Genomic DNA, 12,438 nt, shown 5'->3' with positions numbered 1-12,438 from the left:
TTGCCGATGCCGACGTGAGTTAGAGAAAGCGCAGGCCCGCTGTAAAGATCGCTGCGCTGCAGCGATGCAAATGCGTGACTCTGGTGTGACGATTTAGCCCTTTCGGCCTCTGGCGGAACCTGAAGCCACGTGTTATATTAGTTATGCTCTGAATGAGGATAAGTGTTTCCTCATAGGTTCCTGGAAGCGGGGCGCGGGGACGCGAAGGCTTTAGGGAAGCGGTTCATCGCAGCGGTTGGAAAGTTGCCGGCCCATCGTGGCCGGATTTCTCAAACCCAGCATATGCTCAAACTGAGTATATATTGGAGCGCGGTACAAGGAGGCGTCGATGCCGCTTGCTGAACTCTACGGTCCGGAGAATTTCGGCCTGCCGCCGCATGCGCGCCAAGGATCGCTTCCGCGCGCGCCGCTGAGTCCCACCGAACGCGCCCGCGCGCTCCCGATGCCGTCCTTGGAATGGACGCCGGAGGTCGAGGCCGCCACGGCGCACCTGTACGAGAAGGTGCAGACCGTCATTCCGCCGGTTGAGTGGCCGTTCATGGCGCCGTACGTCAAAGCGATCAACGAGCTGAAGCGCGAGCGCGATGCCGTGATCCTGGCGCACAACTACCAGACACCGGAAATCTTCCACTGCGTCGCCGACATCGTCGGCGACTCGCTGCAGCTCGCGATCGAAGCCACCAAGGTGAAAGCTTCGACCATCGTGCAGTGTGGCGTGCACTTCATGGCCGAGACGTCGAAGATCCTGAATCCGGAGAAGCGCGTGCTGATCCCGGATTCCCGCGCCGGCTGCTCGCTCGCCTCTTCCATCACCGGTGCCGACGTTCGGCTGCTGCGCGAGAAATTCCCCGGCGTGCCGGTGGTCGCTTATGTCAACACCTCGGCCGACGTGAAGGCCGAGGTCGATATCTGCTGCACCTCGTCGAACGCCGTGCGGGTGGTCGAAAGCCTCGGCGTCGATCGCGTCATCATGGTGCCGGATCAGTATCTGGCGAAGTATGTCGCCTCCCAGACCAAGGTGAAGATCATCGCCTGGAAGGGCGCCTGCGAGGTGCACGAGCGCTTCACCGGCGACGAGCTGCGCGTCTATCGCGAGGCCGATCCGAACGTGAAGATCATCGCGCATCCGGAGTGTCCGCCGGATGTACTGGCCGAAGCCGACTTCACCGGCTCGACCGCGCACATGATCAACTGGGTCAAGACCCAGCATCCGAAGCGCGTGGTGATGATCACCGAGTGCTCGATGGCCGACAACGTCCAGGCCGAGCTGCGCGACGTCGAAATGGTGCGGCCGTGCAATCTGTGCCCGCACATGAAGCGGATCACGCTGGCGAAGATCCTCGACAGCCTGGTGTATCTGCGTGAGGAAGTGACGGTCGATCCCGCCATCATTGCGCCGGCCCGGCGCTCGGTGGAGCGGATGATCAACCTGAACAACTGAGCCTCAGGGCTTGCGACGTATGGCGGCGTCCGTGCCGCCATACGCTGTGCATCGAAGGCGTTCGCGGACAATCGCGTGAGAGTTGGATCGCCGCATGAGCACCACGCCCGAGTTCGCACATCTTGGCATCCATGGTGACGTCGTTATCGTCGGCGGCGGTCTCGCCGGCCTGTTCTGCGCGCTGAAGCTGGCGCCGCGTCCGGTGACGGTGATCAGCGCCGCGCCGCTCGGCGAAGGCGCCTCCACCGCCTGGGCGCAGGGCGGCATCGCCGCCGCGGTCGGCGAAGGCGACAGCGCCGAATCGCACGCGGCCGACACCATCGCGGTCGGCGCCGGACTGGTCGACGAGGCGGTGGCGCATCGCCTCGCCGGCGAAGCCGCCGCGCGCATCCACGATCTCCTCAGCTACGGCGTTCCGTTCGACCGCGACCTCGAAGGCCGGCTGGCGGTCGCGCGCGAGGCGGCGCATTCGGCGCGGCGCATCGTCCACGTTCGCGGCGACATGGCTGGCCAGGCGATCATCAGCGCGCTCACCGACGCGGTGCGCAAGACGCCGTCGATCAAGGTGATCGAAGGCTGGTTCGCCGACGGGCTGCTGATGCACGACGACGCGGTCGCCGGACTGCGGCTGCGCAAGGTGGGCAACGCCGCCGGTGCGCCGATGCACATCGCCGCGCGTGCCGTCGTGCTCGCCACCGGCGGCATCGGCCATCTCTATGCCGTGACCACCAATCCGATCGAGGCCCGCGGCGTCGGGCTGGCGATCGCGGCCCGCGCCGGCGCACGCATCGCCGACCCGGAATTCGTGCAGTTTCATCCGACCGCCATCATGGTGGGGCGCGATCCAGCGCCACTCGCCACCGAGGCGCTGCGCGGCGAAGGCGCGATCCTGATCAACGGCCAGGGCGAGCGCTTCATGCTCGCCGCGCATCCGCTCGCCGAGCTGGCGCCGCGCGACATCGTCGCCCGCGGCGTATTTGCCGAAGTCGCCTCCGGCCGCGGCGCTTATCTCGACGCCACCAAGGCGCTGGGCGCGCACTTCGCCGAGCATTTCCCGACCGTGTACGAGAGCTGCATCTCGGCCGGTATCGATCCTGCGACCCAGCCGATCCCGATCGCGCCGGCGGCGCACTACCACATGGGCGGCATCGCGGTGGACATGCACGGCCGCAGCTCGCTGCGCGGGCTGTGGGCGGCAGGCGAAGTGTCCTGCACCGGCGCGCATGGCGCCAACCGGCTTGCTTCGAACTCGCTGCTCGAAGCGGTGGTGTACGCGGCGCGCATCGCCGAAGACATCGCCGGCACCGAACTCGCTGCCACCAAGTCGCGGCTCGATGTGCACGAGACGCAAAGCACGCCGATCGATCCGGCGCAGGAGCAGTTGCTGCGGCAGACCATGGCCGGCAAGGTCGGCGTGGTCCGCGATCGTGACGGGCTAAGCGAAGCGGTGCGGACCTTTGCGGCGCTCGAAGCCGAGACCTCGTCGACCACGCTCGCCAATATGGCGACGACCGCGCTTTTGGTCGCTACCGCGGCGCTGGCACGCACCGAGAGCCGCGGCGCGCACTACCGCGCCGACTATCCGACTGAGAACCCGGCGCAGGCCAAGCGCACCACCACGTCGCTGGCGCAGGCCCGCGAGCGCGCCGCCGCGCTCGGCGACGCTGCCCGCGCGCGCCACGTCTCGCTGCGCAATCCCTCGCCTGATCAGGACCACCTTTCATGTTGCCGTCTGCCCTGCTGCATCCCGATGCATTCCTGTCGCCATTGGCGATCACCGATGCGGTGCGCCGCGCGCTCGATGAGGATCTCGGCCGCGCCGGCGATGTCACCTCGGTCGCGACCATCCCGGAGGCGACCCAAGCCCACGCCATCCTGGTGGCACGCCAGGCCGGCGTGATCGCCGGGCTGCCGCTGGCGATCGAGACCTTTCGCCAGCTCTCGACAGAAGTCGCCATCACCGCCCATGTGCGCGACGGTGACACGGTAGCGGCCGGCATTCAGGTGCTGACGATCTCCGGTCCGGCCCGCGCCGTGCTGACCGGCGAGCGCACCGCGCTCAACTTCGTCGGCCGGCTGTCGGGCATCGCGACGCTGACAGCGGACTACGTCCGCCATACCGCCGGCACCAAGATGCGGATCTGCTGCACCCGCAAGACCACGCCCGGCCTGCGCGCGCTGGAGAAATACGCGGTGCGCTGCGGCGGCGGCTTCAACCACCGCTTCGGCCTCGACGACGCCATCCTGATCAAGGACAACCACATCGCGGTGGCCGGCGGTATTCGCCCGGTGCTCGAAGCGGCGCGCGCCAAGATCGGCCATCTGGTCAAGATCGAGATCGAGGTCGACACCCTCGATCAGCTTCGCGAGGTGCTCGACACCGGCCTCGCCGACGTCGTGCTGCTCGACAACATGAACCTCGACACCTTGAAGCAGGCCGTCGCGATGAGCGCCGGCCGCGTCGTGCTCGAAGCCTCCGGCGGCGTCACGCGCGAATCGATCAGCAGCATCGCCGCCACCGGCGTCGACTACGCCTCCTCCGGCGCACTGACGCACTCGGCCCCGAACTTCGACGTCGCGCTGGATATCGACGCTTAGGCTGGCGCTCCGCAAACAGCCGAAGACTTCTTGCTTTACCAACGTCATTGCCGGGCTCGACCCGGCAATCCATCCTCTTGAAGAACGGGCCTTCGCCGCGCCGAAGGGGCTTCGGCCCCGCAGGCGCGGTCAATCCCGCGCATGACGTCGGCATACAAGTAATAACTCCGCCACGTCATTCCGGGGCGCGCGAAGCGCGAGCCCGGAATCCATAACCACCGTCATCGCGTTGAGGCACAGCGCGATAACCGCTTCGCCCAAAGCGCAAGCGCAGTGGCTATGGATTCCGGGCCTGCGCTGCTCCGCAGCGCATCCCGGAATGACGAAAGCTGAAGGTGTCATTCCGGGGCGCTCGCGAGAGCGAGCGAACCCGGCGACTGTCTCATGTGTCAAGGGTCTTACCTTGATATGGCGTGTCGGCTTTGACGAGTGCGTTGGCTGTGACGAGCAGTTTTCGGGCGATTGCGATGAGCGCGACCTTTCCGGGTTTTCCTTGCAGGCGAAGGGCGTTGTAGTCGTCGCGGAGCTTGGGGTGGTGGCGGGCGGCGACCAGGGCGGCCATGTAGAGGGCGGCGCGAACGCAAGGACGTCCGCCGGCGATGGCGGCGCGAGGCGGCGCTGCGCCGGATTGGCTGACGTGGGGCGCGAGCCCTGCGAGGCTGGCGATGGCCTTGCGATCGCGCTGGCCGAGTTCGGGTAGGTCGGTGATGAGGAGCGTAGCCACCCGTTCGCCGATGCCGGGGATCGATTTGAGGATGTGAAGGACGCGGCGGAGTTCGGCGTCGTCGCCGATGCGCCTGGCGAGTTCGGCCTCGATGGCTTGGCACTGCGCCGACAACGCGGCGATCGCGGCCCGATGACTATCGAGCAGGAGCGTGCCGCGGACCTGCTTCATCCGGGTCTTCTCCATCGCGATCATCTCGGTGAGCTGGCGGCGTCGCAGCGACAACGCCTTCAGCTCGAGTTGGGTGTCGGTCGGCAGGGGGCGCAGGGTCTCGGGCATAGTGAGAGCGAAGCGCGCAATCAGCCGCGCGTCCAGCCTGTCGGTCTTGGCGCGACCGCCTTCGGCCTCGCGGAACGCCTTGATCCGGCGCGGATTGACGATGCCGACTTCGAAGCCGGCGACCGAAAGCGCTTTGACCAGCGGTTCGGCATAGGGACCGATCGCCTCCAGAACCACCCGCCTGACGCCGGAGCGTTCGAGGCGGGCGATGATCTCGGCGATGCCCTCGGCCAGATTAGGCATCCGGAAGGTCTGGCCCGACGGAGCCAGCGCGACATCGAGGAAACGTTGGCCGGCATCGACGCCGGCCGCAACCGCAAGCGGCACTGCAATCGTCATGGGCATCGGTCCTGTATGCGGGCGATCACCGCAACGGCAATGCCCGTGCGACTGTTCGATCAAGCAACACCGACAGAGGCGCCCGCACCGGGTTACGGCGAGATGATCGGCCGGGAATCCACCGAGCGGCCTCCGTCGTGCTGACTATGCACCAGCACCTCGCAGATACAGGAATCTGAAGCGGGGCAAAGCGCTGCCTTCCAAAACGCGAGATTCCGGGGGCGCGCTGCGCGCGCCCCGGAATGACCGCTTGGGCTTGCGGATCAGCGATGCACAGACCTGTGCGCGTGTTCCGCTTAGTTGCCCTTCGCCTGAATCTCCGCCGAACTCTTGGCGGCTTCGGCGAGTTGGGCGGCGATCGAAGCGGTTTCGGCGGCGGTGCCCCAGCTCGGGGCGTCGCTGCCGTCGCCCCAGGCGCGCGGACGATAGAAGGTGTGTACGCCGAACTTGTACATCTTCTTCATCTCGTGGACCCACGACGGCCGCACCCAATAGGCGTGGTAGTGCGTCGACTTGCCGACTTCGGGCAGCCACAGCTTGCCGTCAAGCATCGCGCGCGCGATCTTGCGGGCGCGATCCCACATCTCCGGCTCGCGCACCACGTCGGCGATGTTGTCGCAGGCGAAGGTGAACTGGCAGGCGTAGCGGCGATTCTTGTTCTGATAGACAACGCCGCAGACGTTGGTCGGATAGAAGCCTGAGAACGCGCGGTTGAGTACCACCTGCGCCACCGCGATCTGGCCGCGCACCTTTTCGCCGCGCGATTCGAAATACACGGCTTCCGCCAGGCACTTCTCGTGCTTGGCGCGGAGCTTGGAGTCATTGGCGAGGCCGAGCCGCTCGGCTGGGGTCTTGACGTGGTGATCGGCGTTGACCTGGCCCTTGCCGGCGATGGTCTCGCCCGAAGCGGACGGATCGAGCGCAGCGGTTTGCGGCAGCGGCGACTTCATATCGGGATCGGCTGCGTTCGGCGACACGATGATCGGCTCCTCGCCCGGCTGCCATTGCTCGAGCGACTCATCCATGCCGCCGAGCGAACCGGTGCCGAAGAACAGGCTGGCGGTCTTGAACGAGAACGGATCGCGCGGCCGCGGCGCGACGGCGGCCGCCTCGTGATCCTTATCGAGCGACAGCGAGCCGTCGTATTGCGGCAGCGGCTCGGACTTCAGCGCTTCGGCAAGCTCGGGATCGAGCGCCGGCGAGGCTTCGGCCGCGTGGACCGCGCCGTTCTGCTCGGAACTCGGGAATTGGTCGGCGGTCTTGGCGCCAGCGACATTCGGCGCCTGCGATCCGGCGTCCTCCGGCGTCGGCGCGACTTCGAGGGTCGGAGACTGGTCGGGCTTGGCAAGCGCGAGTCGGTCGCCCTTCAGCGTACGATCGACCTTCGGATAGTCGGATGCCTGGTAACGGGACGGCGCCTGCAGCAGCGGATTGTGGGTCGCGGCGAGACCGCCGCTGCGACCTTCGATGCTGACCAGGCGCGACGAGCCGAGCTGCGGCGTCCAGGTTCCGAGCGGCCGGCCGAACGAGAACGTCGCGACCTGCACCGAGCCGAGCGAGGACGCGAACATCCGCTTCTGCCAGCGCTCGGTGACGCCCGTCTGCCGAACCAGCAGCGACGCAATATCCTGGTGTCCGATTTCATTGGGCAGCGCCGCGAAGACACAGACCCCGAGGCCGAAGGACGCAATCCGCGCGCCCTTCGACCGGTTACGCATGACTGACATCGATACGCTCACGCAACGCTTACTCGCGACCAAATCCGACGGTTTCGGACAAGTTGATCGTTTCTGTTGTTATCCGATTAAAGTTGCCCGGGCGTTAATGGCCGATGCATCCGCGCAACACGCAACGCCAAGCTGTTAGTTCGCGGAACCGGCTGCGAATGTGGTGAATCAGCGCTTCATAACGCTGGTTAAGAATGCGTTGTGCGACGTCGTTAACAAGACGTTGCACATCAGCCGCGCCGCTGGTTACCAGCGCGCAAATACAAATGGCCGGGACGAAGCCCGGCCATTCGAAATCTGATCAGTCTTGCGAGGCGCGATTACGCCTGGCTGGCGATGCCCTTGCCGAGCGCGGCCTGCGCGGCGGCGAGCCGCGCGATCGGCACGCGATACGGCGAGCACGACACGTAGTCGAGGCCGACCTCGTGGCAGAATGCCACCGACGCCGGGTCGCCGCCGTGTTCGCCGCAGATGCCGACCTTGAGCTTGGCGCGGGTCTTGCGGCCGCGCTCGACACCGATGCGGACCAGCTCGCCGACGCCGTCGCGGTCCACCGACACGAACGGATCGACCGTGAAGATGCCCTTCTCGATATAGGTGCCGAGGAAGCTGGCAGCGTCGTCGCGGCTGATGCCGAACGTGGTCTGAGTCAGGTCGTTGGTACCGAACGAGAAAAACTCCGCGCTCTCGGCGATGTCACCGGCCATCAGGCAGGCGCGCGGCAGCTCGATCATGGTGCCGACCTGGTACTTCAGATTGCTGCCGGAATCGCGGTTCACCGCCTGCGCGGTGGCGTCGATCCGGGCCTTGACCAGCTCGAACTCGGCGCGGGTCGCGATCAGCGGCACCATCACTTCAAGACCGACCTGCTCGCCGGTGCGCTTCTCGGCCTCGACCGCGGCCTCGAAGATCGCGCGAGCCTGCATCTCGGCGATCTCCGGATAGGCGATCGCCAAACGGCAGCCGCGGAAGCCGAGCATCGGATTGAACTCGGCGAGCTCGCGGGCGCGATCGGCGAGCCGGCGCGGATCGGCGTTCATCGCCCGCGCCACTTCCTCGATCTCCGCCTGGGTGTGCGGCAGGAACTCGTGCAGCGGCGGATCGAGCAGGCGCACCGTCACCGGCAGGCCCTTCATGATCTCGAACAGCTCGACGAAGTCGGCGCGCTGCATCGGCAGCAGCTTGGCGAGCGCGGAGCGACGCGACTGCTCGTCTTCGGCGAGGATCATCTCGCGCACGGTGCGGATGCGGGTCTCTTCGAAGAACATGTGCTCGGTGCGGCACAGGCCGATGCCTTCGGCGCCGAACTTGATCGCGGTGCGAGCGTCGGCCGGGGTGTCGGCGTTGACGCGGACCTTGAGCTTGCGGACTTCGTCGGCCCAGCCCATCAGCGTGTTGAAGTCGCCCGACAGTTCCGGCTCGATCATCGGCATCTTGCCGGCCAGCACTTGGCCGGTGCCGCCGTCGATGGTGATGATGTCGCCGGCCTTGAAGGTGCGGTTGCCGATCATCATCGTGCCGCGGCCGTAGTCGACGCGGATCGCGCCGCAGCCGGAGACGCAGGGCTTGCCCATGCCGCGCGCCACCACGGCGGCGTGCGAGGTCATGCCGCCACGGGTGGTGAGGATGCCTTCCGAGGCATGCATGCCGTGGATGTCTTCCGGGCTGGTCTCGATGCGCACCAGCACGACCTTGCGGCCGTCGGCGTGCAGCTTGGCGGCCTCATCCGACGAGAACACGATCTCGCCGGAGGCGGCGCCGGGCGAGGCCGGCAGGCCGGTGGCGATCACGTCGCGCTTGGCGTTCGGATCGATGGTCGGATGCAGCAGCTGGTCGAGCGAACCGGGCTCGATCCGGGTCACGGCGTCCTTGCGATTGATCAGGCCTTCGTTGGCGAGCTCGACCGCGATCCGCAGCGCCGCCTTGGCGGTGCGCTTGCCGCCGCGGGTCTGCAGCATCCAGAGCTTGCCCTGCTCGATCGTGAACTCCATGTCCTGCATGTCGCGATAGTGCTTCTCAAGCAGGGTGTAGATCCGGGTCAGCTCCTTGAACGCCTCCGGCATCGCCATTTCCATCGACGGCTTGTCGGAGCCGGATTCGATGCGGGCGTGCTCGGTGATGTCCTGCGGGGTACGGATGCCGGCGACGACGTCCTCACCCTGCGCGTTGATCAGGAACTCGCCGTACAGCCGGCTTTCGCCGGTCGACGGGTTACGGGTGAAGGCGACACCGGTCGCCGAGGTCTCACCCATGTTGCCGAACACCATCGCCTGAACGTTGACGGCGGTGCCCCAGGATTCCGGAATGTCGTGCAGGCGGCGGTAGGTCACCGCGCGCGCGTTCATCCACGACGAGAACACCGCACCGATTGCGCCCCACAGCTGGGCATGCGGATCCTGCGGGAAGTCTTCGCCGGTCTCGCGCGCCACGGCTTCCTTGTACTGGCCGACCAGATCGACCCAGTCGTCGGCATCGAGGTCGGTGTCGAGCGTGAAGCCCTTGGCGTCCTTATAGGCGTCGAGGATTTCCTCGAAGTGATGGTGCTCGAAGCCGAGCACCACGTCCGAGTACATCGTGATGAAGCGGCGATAGCTGTCATAGGCGAAGCGGCGATCACCCGACTTCTCGGCCAGCGCTTCGACCGTCTCGTCGTTGAGGCCGAGGTTGAGCACGGTGTCCATCATACCCGGCATCGAAGCGCGGGCGCCGGAGCGCACCGACACCAGCAGCGGGTTCTTGGCGTCGCCGAACTTCTTGTTGGTCAGCTTGCCGACGTGCTCGAGCGCACGCTCGACCTGCGACTGCAGCTCCTTCGGATAGGTTTTGCCGTTGGCGTAGAAGTAGGTGCAGACCGAGGTCGGAATGGTGAAGCCCGGAGGCACCGGCAGTCCGAGATTGGCCATCTCGGCAAGGTTGGCGCCCTTGCCGCCGAGCAGGTCGCGCATGTTGGCGCGGCCTTCGGCCTTGCCGTCACCGAAGGTGTAGACCCACTTGCCGGCCTTCGGCGCGGCAACCGCCTTGGCGGCGGGCTTCTTGGCGGGCTTTGCGGCGGCCTTGGCCACCGCCTTCGCGGCCGGCTTCGTCGCCGGCTTGGCCGCAGCCTTGGTCACCGTCTTGGTGGCGGGCTTGGTCACCGCTTTCGACTTCGCGGCGGGCTTTGCAGCGGGCTTTGCGGCCGGCTTGCTAACAGCCTTCTTGGCCGGCTTCGGCGGGCTCTTCGCCACTGCCTTGCGTGCACTCGACGCGGCAGCGCCCTTTCCACGCGCAGTCCCGGAAGACTTGGATTTCGGGGCGGTCTTCTTCTTCGAAGCGGCTTTGGCCATGGCTCTCAACGGTCCGCGAAAGAGGAACAGAAAACGGGCGCTTTAGACCACGTTTTAGCGGTCTCAAGCAAGCTGGCGGAACCCGAGCCGACTAAAGATGCAGGAAACGCAACGCGCCCAGACCGATCAGTCCGACGCAGATCAGATAGATCGCGACGATGAAGTTCAGCAGCCGCGGCATCACCAGAATCAGGATACCGGCGATCAACGCGACGATGGCTGGAATGTGGGCAGTGGTGATTGTCATGGCAGTCTCCGGCGGAAGGAAGCGATCGGATCGAATCGCAGGCGGATTGGTAGCGGACGCGGGCAAGGAGCGATACCGGCGGCTGATGACGCCGCTGCGTGGCTCAGGGTTCCCTGACCGGCAAAGATCCGGACCCCTGCGACATCCCTGCACGGAACATCGCGCGCGGGCGGGCATTGCCTCACCAGACCGAGCGGCGCAGCCTCGACAGGCCGCTGCTCTTTGATCGTTCAGGTGGACGCGCAATTCGCTTGAACGTGGGTCCGGACGCCACCGACGCGGCCGGATCGGAGAGCCCCGTCCCGTTCCCCCGCCGGGCGGGGCTCTTCTCCGTCGGTCCTCCCTCGCCTTCCGATTGCTTCTCCCGCATCGCACCGCCTGCTAGAGTTCCGGCACCGGCTCGGCTCTCGCGCCGGCGTCGCGGTGCTCTGCCGCGCCGACGTCCTCCCGCGCAGATGCGGCCTCGCCGATGCCGATGATCGCAACACCGTCCGTTCACAGCCTCGCGCTGTTGTTGCTGCTGAGTTTCTTTCTCGGCTTCGCGTTCGAAGATTTCTTCGAGCAGCGCAAATCCGCGCGGCCGGGCGGCGTCCGCACTTTTCCACTGCTATCTCTCGGCGGCGGCGTTCTGTACTGGCTCGACCCCACCCATCTGGTCGCCTTCACCGGCGGCCTGCTGGTGCTCGGCGTCTGGCTGTCGATCTTCTACACGGTGCATCTGCGCGAGCGTGACGACCAGGGCGAACGCAATGCAGGCCTCGTCGTGCTGCTGCTCAACGTTCACGCCTATCTGCTCGGGGCGATCGCGCTGGCGCTGCCGCATTGGGTCGCGGTCGGCGTCACGGTCACGGCGGTGATGCTGCTGACGGGCCGCGACTGGCTGCACCGGCTGGTGCGTAAGGTCGATACGCGCGAGATTACCACCGCGGCGCAGTTTCTGATCCTCAGCGGTGTCGTGCTGCCATTGCTGCCGGCCGAACCGGTGACCTCGCTCACCAGCATCACGCCGCGGCAGGTGTGGCTGGCGCTGACGCTGGTGTCGGCGCTGTCCTATGCGAGCTATCTGGCGCAGCGCTATTGGCAGCGCGCCGCCCAGGGGCTGTGGATGGCAGGCCTCGGCGGGCTGTATTCCTCGACCGCCACCACCGTGGTGCTGGCGCGGCAGGCCGCCGTCAGCGAGTCGTTCCGCCGCCAGGCCACGGCGGGTATCACGCTGGCGACCGGCATCATGTACCTGCGCATCCTGGTGGTGATCGCGGTGTTCAACATGACGCTGGCGCGTGCACTGGCGGCGCCGATGCTGGGCCTCGCGGCGGTCGCTCTGGCAATCGCAGCGCTGCAATACCTCATCATCAAGGCGCCCGGCGGCGAAGCCACCCAGCCATCGGAGCGCGGCAACCCGCTCGAACTCGGCGCCGCCGCGGTGTTCGCAGTCCTGTTCGTGGCGATCTCGCTGGCCTCGACCTGGGTGAAAACCGAATTCGGCACGCAGGGCATCTACTGGCTGGCAGCGATCGTCGGCTTCTCCGACATCGATCCCTTCGTGCTTAACCTGGCGCAGGGCGGCACCGCGGGCATCGGCGAACATGCGGTGGCGATCGCGGTGCTGATCGCGGCATCGTCCAACAATGTCCTGAAGGCCGCCTACGCGGTGGCGTTCGGCGGCCGGCGCACCTGGCAGAGCGCGGTGATGCTGGTGGCGTTGGCGATCGTCGGCGTTGCCCTGGCGGCGTGGCTGGCGAAGATCGCGGCGTGAGCGG

7 protein-coding genes and 1 pseudogene are annotated in these 12,438 nt (G+C 66.6%); 4 read left to right on the top strand and 4 right to left on the bottom strand.

All coding sequences use genetic code 11. The features are described 5' to 3' along the window. Positions 1–328 precede the first annotated feature (328 nt). From nadA to nadC, 3 genes and pseudogenes are all read left to right on the top strand, one after another. On the top strand, positions 329–1,441 hold the full coding sequence (gene nadA / locus LRC39_RS05640) for a quinolinate synthase NadA (RefSeq protein ID WP_346296608.1): 1,113 nt from the start codon (positions 329–331) through the stop codon (positions 1,439–1,441). 94 nt (positions 1,442–1,535) lie between these two features. Beyond that, positions 1,536–3,110: pseudogene (locus LRC39_RS05635) on the top strand (L-aspartate oxidase); the annotation flags it as partial. A gap of 53 nt (positions 3,111–3,163) precedes the next feature. Continuing rightward, positions 3,164–4,039: a carboxylating nicotinate-nucleotide diphosphorylase gene (nadC, locus tag LRC39_RS05630; RefSeq protein ID WP_346296607.1), complete on the top strand. Its 876-nt coding sequence runs from the start codon at positions 3,164–3,166 to the stop codon at positions 4,037–4,039. A 382-nt stretch (positions 4,040–4,421) separates the two neighbouring features. Here the strand turns inward: nadC and LRC39_RS05625 are convergent, their stop codons facing one another. The 4 genes from LRC39_RS05625 to LRC39_RS05610 form a co-directional block, all read right to left on the bottom strand. Then, positions 4,422–5,381 (bottom strand): IS110 family transposase, encoded by a 960-nt coding sequence (locus tag LRC39_RS05625; RefSeq protein WP_142884215.1) that lies wholly within the window; start codon positions 5,379–5,381, stop codon positions 4,422–4,424. A 296-nt stretch (positions 5,382–5,677) separates the two neighbouring features. Beyond that, positions 5,678–7,108, bottom strand: coding sequence for a cell wall hydrolase (locus LRC39_RS05620; protein WP_264075711.1), 1,431 nt, complete (start codon positions 7,106–7,108; stop codon positions 5,678–5,680). Positions 7,109–7,428: 320 nt separating this feature from the next. After that, positions 7,429–10,431, bottom strand: coding sequence for a pyruvate, phosphate dikinase (gene ppdK / locus LRC39_RS05615; RefSeq protein ID WP_346296606.1), 3,003 nt, complete (start codon positions 10,429–10,431; stop codon positions 7,429–7,431). A gap of 91 nt (positions 10,432–10,522) precedes the next feature. Next, entirely contained in the window at positions 10,523–10,678 is a 156-nt protein-coding gene (locus LRC39_RS05610; protein WP_013500996.1) for a DUF3096 domain-containing protein, read from the bottom strand. Between the two features lie 469 nt (positions 10,679–11,147). Here LRC39_RS05610 and LRC39_RS05605 point away from each other — a divergent pair, with 469 nt between their 5' ends. Then, positions 11,148–12,434 carry an MgtC/SapB family protein gene (locus tag LRC39_RS05605; protein ID WP_346296605.1) on the top strand — a complete coding sequence of 429 codons (1,287 nt, stop codon included), beginning with the start codon at positions 11,148–11,150 and terminating at the stop codon, positions 12,432–12,434. Positions 12,435–12,438: the final 4 nt, after the last annotated feature.

The sequence above is a fragment of the Rhodopseudomonas sp. P1 genome (assembly GCF_039642825.1).
Lineage (GTDB): Bacteria > Pseudomonadota > Alphaproteobacteria > Rhizobiales > Xanthobacteraceae > Rhodopseudomonas > Rhodopseudomonas palustris_H.
Note: the sequence above shows the minus strand (reverse complement) of the source record. Positions and strands in the feature narration are given on the sequence as shown.